The sequence below is a fragment of the Pantoea sp. X-Soil-ISGK-421 genome, from assembly GCF_059730785.1.
The window spans coordinates 2,648,874-2,664,406 of record NZ_AP035979.1 but is presented as its reverse complement, the minus strand read 5'-3'; the positions used below and the strand labels follow the sequence as shown (position 1 = coordinate 2,664,406).

The following is a 15,533-nucleotide window of genomic DNA, read 5'->3' as shown; positions in this document are numbered from 1 at the left end:
GGTTTCGTAGGGTCGCCATTTATGGTGACCACTTATCACGGTCACCATAAATGGCGACCCTACAACGACAAAACCCGCTCAGGTTTCCCTGAGCGGGTTTTTAAATTTGGCTCCTCTGACTGGACTCGAACCAGTGACATACGGATTAACAGTCCGCCGTTCTACCGACTGAACTACAGAGGAATCGTTTGAACGGGGCGCATATTATCGAGCGGACCCCGCCTTGTCAAAGCTCTTTTTTCACAATTCGCTCTGACTGCTGAATAAAGCGTCAATTAGGCGATCAACACTGGTTTCGCACCGAGAAATCACGCTGTGTAAGGATACTTTTGTGATTTTGATCACTATCACTATGCAAAATTACATTCTGATTTGTCGATTTTGTCAGATACCTCGCATGCATGATCACAGATATTTCATTTTGCCGTTGTAGAGGTAAAAAGCGAAACATATATTCCAACTCACTTCTTAAGCGAATGCGGGATAAGTCATGAACAAAGTCAGAATCGGTATGATTGGCAGTGGTTACATCGGGCGTTGTCACGCGATTGCTTATGCGCAGGCGCCCACGGTTTTTGCCCTCAAAGGCGAGATCGTGCGTGAGATGCTGGCGGAAGTGAATCCAGAGCTGGCAGCAAAACAGGCGTCAACCTTTGGCTTTACACGTTCCACCGGTGACTGGCGTGAACTGGTGCGCGATCCGAACATCGATGTGGTTGATATCTGCGCCCCGAACTTCCTGCACAAAGAGATGGCGCTGGAAGCGATTCGCAACGGTAAACACGTCTACTCTGAAAAACCGCTGTCGTTGTCTGTGGCCGATGCGGAAGAGATGGTGCAAGCGGCGCAGCAGGCAGGCGTGAAAACGTTGGTCGGTTTTAACTACATGAAAAACCCGACCAGCCAGCTGGCGCGTGAGATCATCGCTCGTGGCGAAATTGGTGACGTGGTGCATTTCTACGGCACGCACAATGAAGATTATCTGGCGCGTCCGGAAACACCGCTTGACTGGCACTGCCAGAAAGCGCTGGCAGGATTGGGCGCGCTTGGCGACCTGGCCGCGCACATTGTGAATATGGCGCACTATCTGGTCGGCGATATTGAAGAAGTCAGTGGCGATATGATGACGGTGATCAAGGAGCGCCCGGACCCGAAAGAGACTTCGCGCCTGCTGCCGGTAGAAAACGAAGATCAGGCCAGCGCCTTACTGCGCTTTAAAAATGGGGCACACGGCGTGTTTGAAACCTCGCGTATCGCCTGCGGCAGCAAAATGGGCCTGACCTATGTGGTCACCGGCACCAAAGGCACGCTGCGCTATTCCCAGGAACGCATGGCCGAGTTGGAGCTGTATATCCATGATGAACCGGCAGGGCGCCAGGGATTCAAAACCATTTTGACCGGTCCCGCGCATCCGGATTACGCCAATTTCTGCGTTTCAGCCGGTCACGGTATCGGTTTCAACGATCAGAAAACCGTCGAAATTCGCGATTTGATTAATGGCATTGCTGCTGGCGATCGCATGTGGCCGGATTTTGCCGAAGGGTTGCAGGTGCAGAAGGTGCTGGAAGCGGTAGCGATTTCCGCGCTGGAACGCCGCTGGATGAAAGTGTAATTACAAGGACTTATGCAGAATCGTAGGGTCGCCATTCATGGCGACCTGGATACGGGATTAAGCCAGCAACGGGCACTGCGGCGGCAAACGACAGCTTAACGCGCCCGGCAATACCTCAATGTCAAACGCGCTGCCGCTTAGCGGTTCACCATCCAGATTAAACGTCATCTCATGGGGAGAACGGATGGTCAGCGACTGCAGCTGCGCCGTGACAATATTCGGATTTTCGTCATCACGCGTCAGTGAATGCAACAGCGTTGGCAGCAGCTCTTGCGCCGTGACGATACTGAGATTGAGCTGACCGTCATTGATCAGTGCATCCGGGCAGAGCTTTTGTCCGCCACCGGCCTGACGTCCATTGCCAATGCCAATAACCAGCGCATCGCCTTGCCAGTTAAAGCCAGGTCCGCTGATCTCACAACTGTCGGGCTTCAGCGCATCGACACGCATCAAGCCATGAATAAAGTACGACACGCCGCCTAGCGCAGATTTCAGTTTTTCAGGCGTTTCGGTGGTGATGCGCGTACCAAAACCGCCGGTCGCCATATTGATAAAATAGCGATCGCCGTTCACGCGCGCCAAATCAATCGCGCTGGCTTTCCCCACCAGTGCGAGGCGCAATGCCGGTTCCATGCCTTCGGGAATCCCCACACTGGTTGCAAAATCATTGGCGGTGCCGAGCGGCAAAATACCCAGTGCCGGACGCTGCTGTTCAGGCAATCCCGCCAGCGCGGTCGCGATCTCGTTGATGGTGCCATCGCCGCCGCCGGCTACAACGGTTTCTGCCTGCAAAGCGACCGCCTCTTGCACATAGCGATCGCAGTCACCTTTTTCCCAGGTGACGCGCACCGCCAGATTAAAGCCTTCATCACGCAGCGTGTTCACCGCAGCGCGCAAATCTTCATTACCTGCGCCTTTCCCATTCAGGATCAGCAGCGTCAGCGGTTTGTTTTGCATTATCAGTTCCTTGATGCGAGATACAGAGCACAGGTTATAGCATAGCTGCAGAGAGAACTTTATCGGTGGGGGATTAAAAAAAGAAAACCCGCACGGGGGAGCCGGGCGGGTGAATGAGGTGGTTCCTGGTACTACCTGCTTTTTATTGTTACTCGTTAGCAGCAGGCGGGATTCTAAAGCGAGGCGAAGAGAGGGTCTGTGATCCTAATCTAACTTCGCCATTTTCTTTTCTTTAAGTGCGATTTTTTCCATGTGGATCGTAAGTGCTATTGCCATCGGTAAAGTTACGCAGTAGCAGCGCAAAGGCAAGGTTGACCGATTCCGGCACCGGGATCCACACGCGATGCCCATCACCTGGCGCAACGTCCACCGCCGATCCTTTCTCATTCTGCATGGTTTCAAGCGTACAGTTGAGGTTGCCTTCCGGCGTCATGATTTCAACCGCATCACCCAGCATAAACTTGTTCTTTACCGCAATCTGCGCCCAGTCGCCGCGACGTTCGCCAGTGAATTCACCAACAAACTGCTGGCGCTCGGAGATCGAGAAACCTTGCTCATAGTTTTGATAGCTGTCGTGCGTATGACGGCGCAAAAAACCTTCGGTGTAACCGCGATGCGCCAAACCTTCCAGCGTCTCGAGCAGCACCGGATCAAACGGTTTACCCGCCGCGGCATCATCAATGGCGCGGCGATAAACCTGAGCCGTGCGCGCGCAGTAGTAAAAGGATTTGGTGCGGCCTTCAATTTTCAACGAATGCACGCCCATCTGGCTCAGGCGTTCGACGTGCGCCACCGCACGCAAATCTTTTGAGTTCATGATGTAGGTGCCGTGTTCATCCTCGAAGGCACTCATCACTTCACCCGGCTTCATCTTCTCTTCCAGCAGGAACACGCGATCGGTGGTATCGCCCACGCCCAGCGTAGGTTGCTGCACCTTAACCGGCTGATGGAAACCGACAATGTTGCCAATCTCATCCTGTTTGCCTTCTTCCACTTTGTATTCCCAGCGGCAAGCGTTGGTGCAGGTACCTTGGTTAGGATCGCGTTTATTGAGGTAGCCCGAGAGCAGGCAGCGACCGGAATAGGCCATGCACAGTGCGCCGTGCACGAAGATCTCAATCTCCATTGCTGGCACCTGCTGGCGAATTTCGGCGATCTCATCCAGCGACAGCTCGCGTGACAGAATTACGCGCGTCAGCCCCATTTGCTGCCAGAATTTCACCGTGGCCCAGTTGACCGCGTTAGCCTGCACCGACAAGTGAATCGGCATCTGCGGGAAGGCTTCGCGCACCAGCATGATCAAACCAGGATCGGACATAATCAGCGCGTCCGGCTGCATCGCCACTACCGGCGTCAGATCGCGAATGAAGGTTTTCAGTTTGGCGTTGTGTGGGGCGATATTGACCACCACGTAGAATTTTTTACCGAGCTCATGGGCTTCATTGATGCCCTTCGCCAGAATCTCGTGGGTGAATTCGTTGTTGCGCACGCGCAGGCTGTAGCGCGGCTGCCCGGCATACACCGCGTCAGCGCCGTAGGCAAAGGCATAGCGCATATTCTTCAGCGATCCCGCTGGAGAAAGCAGTTCAGGTTTTAACATGGATTTTCTCACTGATGTCAGGTCAGCATGCCATCACGGATGGCAGGTGCAGCGGCCGCATCAAGCGGCCCTGCAAAAGGTGGGGAATTGTAGGCAGGGCCGCACCCGATGTAAATTGACCTGGATCAATGTAAACCGTTGCTGGCTACAGCAAGCGGCAGACGTCAGCTTCCCAGCGATAACCCATGCCGTATACCGCGCGGATAAACGGCTGTTCTGCATCGAGGCTTTCCAGCTTACGACGCAGATTTTTGATGTGGCTATCAATGGTACGATCGGTTACCACGCGGTAATCATCGTAAAGATGATTCAGCAACTGCTCGCGTGAGAATACCTTGCCCGGCTCCAGCGCCAGGGTTTTCAGCAGACGAAACTCCGCAGGGGTTAATTCCAACTGCTGTTCACGCCAGCTGGCCTGGAAACGACTCTCATCGATATGCAGATGCGATTCCTGTTGTGCCTCTTCCGGCGATCGTTTGACGCGGCGTAAAATTGTTTTCACGCGCGCCACCACTTCACGCGGGCTGAATGGCTTGCAGACATAGTCATCCGCGCCGATTTCCAGTCCCAGCAGGCGATCGATCTCTTCAGTGCGTGCAGTGACCATAATAATCGGCAGCTCAGAGAAGCGGCGAATTTCGCGGCACAACGTTAAGCCGTCACGGCCGGGCAGCATCAAATCCAGCAGCACCAGATCCGGCGGTGTATGTTGCACGTAACTCAACACCTCGTTACCGTCGGCAATGTGGTGAGTGCGATAGTTGGACGCCTGCAGATAATCAATCATCAGCTGCGCCAGTTTGGGTTCATCTTCTACAACAAGGATCAGAGGATCGCTATTTTCCGGGCTCATAAGTGGCGTCTAGTGAGGAACATACGGCAAGTTTAGCGTGATTTGCAGTCCACCTAAATCAGAGTGATCCGCACTAATATTGCCTGCATGGGCCTCGGCGATGTTTTTACAGATCGCCAGGCCAAGCCCAGAGCCGCCGCTGGCGCGATTACGTGAACTTTCCGCGCGGAAAAAACGCTCAAATAATTGGGCCTGATGGAGCGGATCAACACCCGGCGCGCTATCGGCAAAGCTCAGCTGCCAGTATTCGCCAACACGCAGCATGGAAAGCTGCACCGCGCCGCCGGCATCGGTGTAGCGCAGGCTGTTTTCCAGCAAATTGGTAAATAGCTGCATCAGGCGGTCAGGATCGCCAAAGCTCTCCGCCTGCGCGGGTAACGCCAGATTGAGCGTTAAACCGCGGCTGCGGTAACGTTCGCCGAAGCTGCCCGCCACCACTTCCAGCAGATTAACCAGATCCACCGGCTGTTTGCGATAGGCGAGGGCGCCCGCGTCGGAAAGCGACAGCTGATGCAGATCGTCGACCAGTTTGGTCAGCAGCGAGACTTCGCTTTGTAACGAGCTGATGGCTTCTGGCGTCAGCTTGCGCACGCCATCCTGCATCGCTTCCAGCTCACCGCGCAGGATCGCCAGCGGCGTGCGCAGTTCATGGGAAATATCGGCCATAAAGGCGCGGCGGTTGCTTTCATTCTTTTCCAGCGAGCTGGCGAGCTGGTTGAAGTCGCGGCCCAGCTGACCCAGTTCATCGCTGCTGCCCACTTCCACGCGGGTCGCGAAATTGCCCGCCGCCAAATGGTGCGTACCATCCACCAGCCGTTTAACGGGGGCGAGCAGGCCGCGCGCCAGTAGCCAGGTGACCAGCGCCGCCAGTAAACCGGTCAACGCTACAATCAGCCAACTGGTGCGCCGCTGTTGCTGATCAAAGTTGATATCGGTGCTGCGCGTTAGCCGTTCGACCGGGGAAGCAATCACCCAGCCGACAATCTTGCCGCTGCTGGTAGTGATGTTGCGCCGGGTGCCTTCCGGTGGCACCGGCTGACGTGGGCCAGACAGCACTTTGTATTGCTGGTCGATAATCCAGAACTGCGTGCGCCAGCCATGCGGTGGTAGCTGGTTGACGCTGCCAGGATTCTGCTCCAGCGAACGCAGAATCGAGAAAATCAGCCGGTCATTATTGCGCAGAAAATCCCAGTTGCCATGCTGCTCATACTGATCGGCCAGCGCATCGCTCAGCAGGGTTAAACGCTGCTCGTTGCCTTTTTTAATGTAATCGACAAAACCATGCTCAAAGCTAAGCCGTACGCCCCAATGCATGGTGATGATCACCAACATGCAGGTGGAGAAAATCGCCGCAAACAGTTTGGCGCCAATGCCCCATTTTACCGGCCGCTTCATGCTTTACTCCTGCCTCTAAGATCAACGTTTTTACTGACATTCTTCGGTACGCGCCAGAACACCAGCGCGGGCAGCACAATGACCAGCGCCATGCACAGATAGGTATAAATGAAGGTTTGATGGGCGGCTGCGCTGTCGGTGACTACGCCTTGGCCAAAAGCGCCGAGCAGCAAACCGGCAACGGTTACGCCGATACTCATCGACAGCTGCATAATCATCGACAGCAAACTGTTACCGCTCGAGGCCAGATCGTCGGGCAGCTCTTTGAGCGTCAGCGTATTCATCGATGAGAAGCGGATGGCGTTCACCATGCCTTGCAGCAATAGCACCAACGGCAGCAGCCAGATCCAGCCGAGCAGCGCCACCAGCGGGAATAGCAGCACCACCAACGCCAGCGCGAGGGTGGCGCCGACCAGCGCATTGCGATAACCGAACAGGTTGACGATGCGCACCACCACGCGTTTGGTGCCCATGTTGCCGAGCACCATCGGAATCATCATTAAACCGGCGTGGAACGGGCTGTAGCCGAGGCCGACCTGCAGGAAGATCGGCGTTATAAACGGCAACATGCCGCTCCCGATGCGACCGGTAAAACTGCCGAGCAGGCCAATCGAATAGATGCGGTTATCAAATAGTTTCAGGCTGAACAGCGCGTTATCATTGTTGCGGCCATGCATCAGGTAGAACAGCAGCGAAAATACCCCAACCAGAATCAGCAAGCCGAGCAGCAACGGTGAACCGCCCGAACTGCGCTGGCCGTCGAGCGCCAGCGTCAGCGTGGCCATGCCCACCGCCAGCAGCACAAAGCCGAGGAAATCGAAACGCCGCGTCTGCATGGTGTAATTGGGCATCAGCGTCAGCGTAGCGATGGCGCCAATAATGCCGACCGGAATGTTGATCAGGAAGATCCAGTGCCAGCTGGCGTACTGCACCAAAATCCCGCCGAGCGCCGGGCCGAGCAGCGGGCCAATTTGTCCCGGCGTGGTGACGAAGGTCATCGCTGACATATATTGCTCGCGTGGCACGATTTTCATCACCGTCAATCGGCCAACCGGCACCATCATCGCACCACCAATGCCTTGCACCACGCGCGCCATGATCAGCTCATCCAGCGTGGTGGAGAAGGCGCACAGCAGCGAACCGATGCTGAACAGCACAATGGCGCAGAAGAAGATATTGCGCACGCCAAATCGATCCGCCAGCCAGCCGCTGATCGGCAGCGTCACCGCCACGGTCAGCACATAGGAGACGATCACCGAGTGCATATTCAGCGGGCTGACGTTGAGATCGCGCGCCATTGACGGAATCGCGGTATTCACGATGGTGGTGTCCAGCGCCTGCATAAAGAAGCCAAACGCGACGATCCACAACTGCCAGCGCACGGTAGCGTTTTTCGTGTCCACTGAATCTCCTCTGTTATACGGTCACCATAAATGGCGCCCCTACAAATGTGGGATGCGTTAGGTCACCATAAATGGCGACCCTACAAATGTGGGATGCGTTAGGTCACCTTAAATGGCGACCCTACAAATATGGGATGCGTTAGGTCACCATAAATGGCGACCCTACAAATATGGAGTGCGTAGGGGCGCCATTCATGGCGACCTCCCTTAACCCGTCACCAATACCTTTTTCTTGCGCCGCCGCAGCTTATCCATCATCAAATAGACCACCGGCGTGGTGTAGAGCGTCAGCAGCTGGCTCATTATCAGGCCACCGGCGATGGTGATACCCAGCGGTTGCCGCAGCTCGGCGCCGTCACCGCTGGTCAGCACCAATGGCAATGCACCAAACAGCGCGGCGAGGGTGGTCATCAGAATCGGGCGGAAACGCAGCTGGCACGCCTGGAAAATCGCATCGCGCGCTGACAAATTGCCGTTGCGTTCGGCATCAAGCGCAAAGTCGACCATCATGATGGCGTTTTTCTTCACGATGCCGATGAGCAGCAAAATGCCGATCAGCGCAATCAGGCTAAACGGCGTGTTGAACAGTTCCAGTGCCAGCAGCGCGCCAACGCCTGCGGAGGGTAGCGTGGAGAGGATGGTTAACGGATGCACGTAGCTCTCATACAGAATGCCCAACACGATATACACCGCCGCAATCGCCGCCAGCATCAGGTAAAGCTGGTTGGATTGTGACTGCTGGAACACCTGCGCGGTGCCGGCAAAACTGCCGCGCACGGTGGAAGGCACGCCCAGCGCCGTTACCGAACGATCAATCGCTTCTGATGCCTGCGACAGCGACACGCCTTCCGGCAGGTTGAACGAAATGGTCGACGCCGCCGACAGGCCTTCGTGGTTCACCGACAGCGGTGCATTGGCCGGTTGCCACTTCGCAAACCAGCTCAGCGGAATCGCTTTGCCGTCGCTGTTAATCACAAACATCTGATCGAGTGAACTGATGTCCTGGGTGTAGCGCGGATCGACTTCCATCACCACTTTGTACTGATTGAGCGGCTGATAAATGGTGGAGATTTGGCGTTGACCAAAGGCGTTATTCAGCAGGGCGTTAGCGGCAGAAACATCAATGCCGAGTCGCGCCATGCTTTCACGATCGTAGGTCAGATTCATTTCGCTGCCGTTATCCTGTTGATCGGAGTTAACGTCCGCCAGTTCGGGCAGGGCGGCGAACGCCTGACGAATCTTCGGCTCCCATTCACGTAAATCATTCAGGTTATCCGACAGCAAACTGTACTGGTAGCTGGCGTTGGATTCACGTCCGCCAATACGAATATCCTGCACCGCATTGAGGTAGAGATTGGCACCTGGCTCTTTCGCCAGTTTCACGCGCAGCCGTGCAATCACTTCCTGCGCGCTTTCGCTGCGCTCGGAAAGCGGCTTGAGCGAGACGAACATTGAGCCGCTGTTGGTGCGCGAACCGCCGGTAAAACCGGTGACGTTATCCACCGCCGGATCGGCCTTAATGATGTTCATGAAATCCTGTAGCTTGCCACGCATCGCCTGGAACGAAATGCTTTGGTCCGCCGAAATAAAGCCTTGTAAGCGGCCGGTATCTTGCTCTGGCATAAAGGTTTTCGGAATCGAGATGAACAACCACACGGTGAGCGCCACGGTACCGAGCAGCAGCATCAACACCCAAATGGCGTGATTCAGCACCCAGCCGAGCGAGCGCGCGTAGCCGTTTTGCACTTTCATCAGCAGTTTGCCGAAACCACGCGTGCGCGGCTGACTGCGTTTGATCTGCGGCTTCAGCAGGTAGGCACACATCATCGGTGTCAGCGTGACCGAGATAAACAGCGAGATGAGAATCGCCACCGACAGCGTGATGGCAAATTCAGAGAAGAAGCGACCAATGATGCCGCCAATCATCAGCAGCGGCAGGAACACGGCAATCAGCGACAGACTCATCGATAGCACGGTAAAACCGACTTCGCGCACGCCGGTCAGCGCCGCCTGTAGCGGCTTCATGCCCGCTTCGACGTGGCGCGCAATGTTCTCCAGCACCACAATCGCGTCGTCGACGACAAAACCGGTGGCGATGGTTAACGCCATCAGCGACAAATTGTTGAGGCTAAACCCGCACAGATACATGGCGGCGAAGGTGCCAATCAGTGAAACCGGCACCGCGGCGGCGGGGATCAGCGTGGCACGCCAGTCGCGCAGGAAGGCAAACACCACCAGAATCACCAGCGCCACGGCGATGATCAGCGACTGCTCAACTTCATGCAGCGAGGCGCGAATGGTGGGCGATCGATCCTGAGCAATTTGCAGGTCGATAGCGGCGGGGATCACCTCATGCAGTTCTGGCAATTCGCTACGGATACGATCGACGGTATCGATAATGTTGGCTTCCGGCGATTTGCGCACCACCAACAGCACCGCTGCTTTGCCGTTGGTCATACCGGCGTTACGTACGTCCTGCACCGAATCCTGCACGTTGGCGACATCGCTAAGGCGCACCGCCGCACCGTTGTTGTAATGCACCACCAGCGGTTGATATTCGCTAGCCGTTTGTAATTCACCGTTGGTACGCAGCTGCCAGCGCTGCTGCAGATCATCAATGGCGCCCTGCGGACGGCGCTGATTGGCGTTGCTGATAGCGGTGCGAACGGCATCAAGCGACACGCCCTGATTGAACAGCGCTTGCGGGTTGAGCTCGACGCGCACCGCAGGCAGCGAGCTGCCGCCGACCGTCACATCGCCCACGCCCTCAATTTGCGAGAGTTTCTGCGCCAGCTGCGTTGAGGCGTAATCATACAGCTGACCGGGATTATAAATGTCGGACGTCATGGTCAGAATCATGATCGGCGCATCGGACGGGTTGGCTTTACGATAGCTCGGACGGCTGGGCATGCCGGTCGGCAACAGGCTTTGTGCGGCATTGATTGCCGCCTGCACATCACGTGCCGCGCCGTTAATGTCGCGGTCAAAATCGAACACCAGAATGATGCGCGTGCTACCCAGCGAGCTGGTGGACGTCATCTCGCTGACGCCAGCAATGCGCCCAAGTGAGCGCTCCAGCGGCGTCGCCACCGATGCCGCCATGGTTTCCGGCGACGCGCCGGGCAATGAGGCGGAAATCAGAATCACCGGGAAATCGAGCTGTGGCAGCGGTGCCACTGGCAGCAGGCGGAAACCGAGAATACCGGCCAGTGCAATCGCCAGCGTCAGCAAGGTGGTGGCGACCGGGCGATGAATAAACAGCGCGAAAAACTTCACGACGGCGCCTCCGATCGCTTAAAGCGACGGCGCGTAGCGTGCGACAGGCGATCAAACAGCAGGTAGATCACCGGCGTGGTGAACAGGGTCAGCACTTGACTCACCACCAAACCGCCGACCATCGCAATACCCAATGGACGACGCAACTCTGCGCCGACGCCGGTACTCAGCATCAACGGCAGCGCACCAAGCAGCGCCGCCAATGTGGTCATCAGGATCGGACGGAAACGCAGTAAACACGCCTGATAAATCGCCTCGCGCGGCGGCATGCCTTGCTCACGCTCCGCCGCCAGCGCGAAGTCGATCATCATGATGGCGTTTTTCTTCACGATACCGATCAGCAAGATGATGCCAATGATGGCGATGATATCCAGCTCGTTGCCGCTCAGCATCAGCGCCAGTAACGCGCCGACGCCAGCGGTGGGCAGCGTGGAGAGAATGGTGATTGGATGAATAAAGCTTTCGTACAGCACGCCGAGCACGATATACATCGCCACCACGGCGGCCACGATCAGCCATACGGTGCTGGACAACGCGGCTTCGAAAGCCAGCGTGCTGCCCTGGAACTGCGTCATCATTTCCGCGGGCATGCCCACCTGATCTTCCGCAGCGCTTACCGCTTTCACCGCGTCGCCCAGCGAATAACCTTCTGCGACATCAAACGAGAAGGTCGCCGACGGGAACTGATCGAGGTGGTTGATGCTGAGCGCCGCGTGGCGCTCCTCAATTTGTGCGATGGCGCTCAGCGGCACGCTGCCGCCCTCGCTACTGGTCAGGCGAATGCCGTCGAGACTTGCCAATCCGGGCGTAGCCTCATTGTTCTGTTCCAGCACCACGCGATATTGGTTGGCCTGGGTGTAAATGGTGGAAATCAGTCGCTGGCCAAAGGCGTTATACAGCGCGTTATCGACGTCGGCCATGCTGATGCCTAACCGGCTGGCGCTGTCGCGATCGACGCGCACAAAGGCTTCCAGCCCTTGATCTTGCCAGTCACTGCTGACGTCGCGCAGCTGTGGCAGCGTGTTCAACTGCGCAAGCAATTTCGGCACCCATAGACTCAGCGACTCCAGCGAGCCCGATTGCAGCGTGAACTGGTACGGCGTGCGGCTCGCCTGAGTATCAATGGTTAAATCCTGTACCGGTTGCAGCCACAGTGAGATGCCCGGCACTTTGGCCAACGCCTGTTGCAAACGCTGTTGCACGGCCGGGATACGATCGTCGCGCTCATTTAACGGCTTGAGATTGATCTGCAGGCGGGCGCTGTTGAGCGCGGCGTTGGTGCCATCGACGCCCACAAACGAGGTCATGCTCTGCACCGCTGGATCTTTCATGATGATCGAAGCGACATCGCGCGTGCGCTCAGACATGTTGGCGTAAGAAACTGACTGCGGTGCCTGCAGGGTGCCCTGAATGATGCTGTTGTCCTGCTGCGGGAAGAAGCCTTTTGGAATCATGATCCACAGCAACACGGTGATCAGTAAGGTGCCCAGCGCCACCGATAGCGTAATCCACGGATGCAGCAGCACGCGGGTTAAACCGCGACCATAATGGGCAATGATGCGCTCAAACATCGCTTCACTGGCGCGCGAGAAACGGTTCTGCTTGCGCAGTGATTCGGCGCTCAACATGCGCGCGCACATCATAGGCGTCAGCGTCAGCGACACCACGGCAGAAATCAAAATCGCCACCGCCAGGGTCACCGCAAACTCGCGGAACAGGCGTCCAATGACATCGCCCATAAACAGCAGCGGGATCAGCACCGCAATCAGCGAGAAGGTGAGGGAGATAATGGTGAAGCCAATCTCGCCTGCGCCTTTTAGCGCCGCCGTTAGCGGCTTTTCGCCTTTTTCGATATAGCGCGAGATGTTCTCGATCACCACGATGGCGTCATCGACGACAAACCCGGTCGCGATGGTCAATGCCATCAACGTCAGATTGTTGATTGAGAAGCCGAGGAAATACATCGCGGCAAAGGTACCGACCAGCGATAGCGGCACGGCGACGGCGGGAATGATGGTTGCCGGGACGTTGCGCAGGAACAAGTAGATGATCATGACCACCAGGCCCATCGCCAGCATCAGTTCGTGCTGCGTATCACTGACCGAATTGCGGATGTTAGTGGTGCGGTCGGTCAGCAGTTTTACATCCACCGACTTCGGCAGCGTGGCGGTCAGCGCGGGCAACATGGCGCGGATATTATCCGCGGTAGCAATGATGTTGGCCCCAGGCTGGCGCTGCACGTTAAGCACAATCGCCTGCTGACGGTTTGCCCAGGCACCCAGCCAGCTGTTCTCGGCGCCTTGCTCGATGGTGGCGACATCGCCCAGGCGCACTGGCGCACCGTTGGTATAGCTGATGATCAGCTTGCGATAGTCTTCCGCCGAGGTCATCTGGTCGTTTGCCGACAAGGTAATCGAGCGCGTTGGGCCGTCGAGGCTGCCTTTCGCCGAGTTGACGTTGGCATTGGTGATGGCGCTGCGCACTGACTCACTGGTCAAGCCGAGCGCGGCCAGCGCCTGGGTGTTCATCTTCACGCGTACCGCCGGACGTTGTCCGCCGGACAGCGTCACTAAACCCACGCCCGAGACCTGAGAAATCTTCTGCGCCACGCGGGTTTCCACCATGTCCTGCACCTGCGTAAGCGGCATGCTGGTGGTGGTGACGGCGAGGGTCATAATGGGCGGATCGGCCGGATTCACTTTGCTGTAAACCGGCGGATTGGGAAGATCGCTCGGCAGCAGATTGGTGGCGGAGTTGATCGCCGCCTGCACTTCCTGCTCGGCAACATCCAGGGGCAGCGTGAGCTGAAACTGCAATGTCACTACCGAAGCACCGCCCGAACTCTGCGAAGACATCTGCTTCAAGCCCGACATCTGGCCAAACTGACGTTCCAGCGGCGCGGTGATCGACGAAGTGACCACATCAGGGCTGGCACCAGGATAGAGCGTCACCACCTGAATGGTGGGGTAATCGACTTCCGGCAAAGCGGAGACCGGCAGAAAACGGTAGCCGAGCACGCCCGCCAACAGAATCGCTATCATCAGCAGCGTGGTGGCGACCGGGCGCAGAATAAACAGGCGCGAAGGTCCGCCGCTGCGGTCAGGAGGCATTACCTGCATTATTGACGCTCTCCGCGTGCGGGCTGCGCGGCGCGCGTGCTGTGTGTTGCAGCGCTCTGCGGCGCCACCACTTCAACGGTGGCGCCTTCCGTCAGGCGGTCAAGCCCGTCGGTCACCACGCGATCGCCGGCTTCAAGACCGGCGCTAATCACCACTTTCTGGCTATCCTGCAAACCTGCGGTGACGCGTTTTTTGCTGACTTTATTTTCGCTGTTCACCACCCAGACAAAGTGGCCATCGTTGCTCATCTGCAGTGCGGCGGTCGGAATCACCACCGCATCCTGTAAGGTATCGACTTTCAGACGCGCATTCACAAACTGATTCGGGAACAGTGTGTCATCTTCGTTGCTGAAGCGCGCTTTGAGCTTGATGGTGCCGGTGGTGGCATCAATCTGATTATCAAGACTCAATAGCGTACCGCTGGTCAGGCGCGTTTTATTGCTGCGATCCCAGGCTTCAACGATCAGCGGCTGCCCGCTTTTCTGTGCCTTGAGGATTTGGCTAATGTTGTTCTCGGCGACGCTGAATACCACGTCAATTGGATGTGTTTCGGTGATCACCACCAAACCACTGGTATCGCCGGACGTAATGTAGTTACCCACATCGACCTGCTTCAATCCCACACGTCCCCCAATCGGCGCGGTAATGCGGCTGTAAGTGAGATTAAGCTGGGCGCTGGCGACACTGCCTTCATCGGCTTTGAGGGTGCCGAGCGTTTCGCTCACCAGCGAACGTTGCGTATCGAGTTCCTGCTGGGACACCAGCGAGGTTTTTGCCAGTTTTTCATAGCGACTGAGATCGCGACGCGCATTGGCGAGTGTTGCCTGGTCTTTTGCCAGTTGGCCCTGCGCTTGGGCTAATGCCACCTGGTAAGGACGCGGATCGATTTCGGCTAATAGTGCGCCAGCGGCCACTTGCTGTCCTTCCTGGAAGTGCAGCGCCATCAACTGCCCATCAACCCGGCTGCGCACCGTGACGGTATTGGCAGCGGTCACGGTGCCGAGGCCACTGAGATAATAGGGCACGCTTTGCGTGGTGGCACTTGCCGCCTGTACCGGCGCTAACGGACGACGCGCACCGCTGCCCGCGCCGCGCCCACGTTGCTGCTGGCCTTCGGCATGCGACTGTTTATTCGGTTCCGCTGGATGCTGCCACCAATAATATCCACCCGCCAGCACGGCAATCACGGCTACGGCCAGTAAGGTTGTTTTAAGTCGACGGTTGATCAAGGTGTGTGCTCTCCAGCGTGTCGTTTTCCCAAAATGCGAAATCAAATACCCTTGTGGCTCACGCCTATTTCGCAAACGAATGATTGTAG

The 15,533-nt window shown here is 56.9% G+C and carries 9 protein-coding genes and 1 tRNA gene; 1 reads left to right on the top strand and 9 read right to left on the bottom strand.

What is annotated here, in order from left to right; all coding sequences use genetic code 11:
• Positions 1-107: 107 nt before the first annotated feature.
• A tRNA-Asn gene (locus AC6I8K_RS12410) sits at positions 108-183 on the bottom strand.
• A 307-nt stretch (positions 184-490) separates the two neighbouring features.
• Here AC6I8K_RS12410 and AC6I8K_RS12405 point away from each other — a divergent pair.
• A complete protein-coding gene (locus tag AC6I8K_RS12405) occupies positions 491-1,612 on the top strand; it encodes a Gfo/Idh/MocA family protein (RefSeq protein WP_064739249.1) in 1,122 nt (373 codons plus the stop codon).
• 57 nt (positions 1,613-1,669) lie between these two features.
• On the opposite strand, the gene yegS is transcribed toward AC6I8K_RS12405, so the two are convergent.
• From yegS to AC6I8K_RS12365, 8 genes are all read right to left on the bottom strand, one after another.
• Positions 1,670-2,569: a lipid kinase YegS gene (yegS, locus tag AC6I8K_RS12400; RefSeq protein ID WP_497826819.1), complete on the bottom strand. Its 900-nt coding sequence runs from the start codon at positions 2,567-2,569 to the stop codon at positions 1,670-1,672.
• Between the two features lie 232 nt (positions 2,570-2,801).
• Entirely contained in the window at positions 2,802-4,169 is a 1,368-nt protein-coding gene (gene trhP, locus AC6I8K_RS12395) for a prephenate-dependent tRNA uridine(34) hydroxylase TrhP (RefSeq protein WP_483817742.1), read from the bottom strand.
• 145 nt (positions 4,170-4,314) lie between these two features.
• Positions 4,315-5,022 carry an envelope stress response regulator BaeR gene (gene baeR / locus AC6I8K_RS12390; RefSeq protein WP_483817741.1) on the bottom strand — a complete coding sequence of 236 codons (708 nt, stop codon included), beginning with the start codon at positions 5,020-5,022 and terminating at the stop codon, positions 4,315-4,317.
• A 9-nt stretch (positions 5,023-5,031) separates the two neighbouring features.
• On the bottom strand, positions 5,032-6,417 hold the full coding sequence (gene baeS, locus AC6I8K_RS12385; protein WP_483817740.1) for an envelope stress sensor histidine kinase BaeS: 1,386 nt from the start codon (positions 6,415-6,417) through the stop codon (positions 5,032-5,034).
• Positions 6,414-7,820, bottom strand: a complete 1,407-nt coding sequence (gene mdtD / locus AC6I8K_RS12380) for a multidrug transporter subunit MdtD (protein ID WP_497826818.1) — start codon at positions 7,818-7,820, stop codon at positions 6,414-6,416. The genes baeS and mdtD overlap by 4 nt, the downstream gene beginning before the upstream one ends.
• A 207-nt stretch (positions 7,821-8,027) precedes the next feature.
• Positions 8,028-11,096 carry a multidrug efflux RND transporter permease subunit MdtC gene (gene mdtC / locus AC6I8K_RS12375; protein WP_483817739.1) on the bottom strand — a complete coding sequence of 1,023 codons (3,069 nt, stop codon included), beginning with the start codon at positions 11,094-11,096 and terminating at the stop codon, positions 8,028-8,030.
• A complete protein-coding gene (locus tag AC6I8K_RS12370) occupies positions 11,093-14,215 on the bottom strand; it encodes an MdtB/MuxB family multidrug efflux RND transporter permease subunit (protein WP_497826817.1) in 3,123 nt (1,040 codons plus the stop codon). The genes mdtC and AC6I8K_RS12370 overlap by 4 nt, the downstream gene beginning before the upstream one ends.
• Entirely contained in the window at positions 14,215-15,441 is a 1,227-nt protein-coding gene (locus AC6I8K_RS12365; RefSeq protein WP_497827247.1) for an MdtA/MuxA family multidrug efflux RND transporter periplasmic adaptor subunit, read from the bottom strand. The genes AC6I8K_RS12370 and AC6I8K_RS12365 overlap by 1 nt, the downstream gene beginning before the upstream one ends.
• Positions 15,442-15,533: the final 92 nt, after the last annotated feature.

Excerpts from the sequence above, each read along its gene's own strand:
- AC6I8K_RS12405 (WP_064739249.1), top strand. The coding sequence starts at position 491 with ATGAACAAAGTCAGAATCGGTATGATTGGCAGTGGTTACATCGGGCGT.
- yegS (WP_497826819.1), bottom strand. The coding sequence starts at position 2,569 with ATGCAAAACAAACCGCTGACGCTGCTGATCCTGAATGGGAAAGGCGCA.
- trhP (WP_483817742.1), bottom strand. The coding sequence starts at position 4,169 with ATGTTAAAACCTGAACTGCTTTCTCCAGCGGGATCGCTGAAGAATATG.
- baeR (WP_483817741.1), bottom strand. The coding sequence starts at position 5,022 with ATGAGCCCGGAAAATAGCGATCCTCTGATCCTTGTTGTAGAAGATGAA.
- baeS (WP_483817740.1), bottom strand. The coding sequence starts at position 6,417 with ATGAAGCGGCCGGTAAAATGGGGCATTGGCGCCAAACTGTTTGCGGCG.
- AC6I8K_RS12370 (WP_497826817.1), bottom strand. The coding sequence starts at position 14,215 with ATGCAGGTAATGCCTCCTGACCGCAGCGGCGGACCTTCGCGCCTGTTT.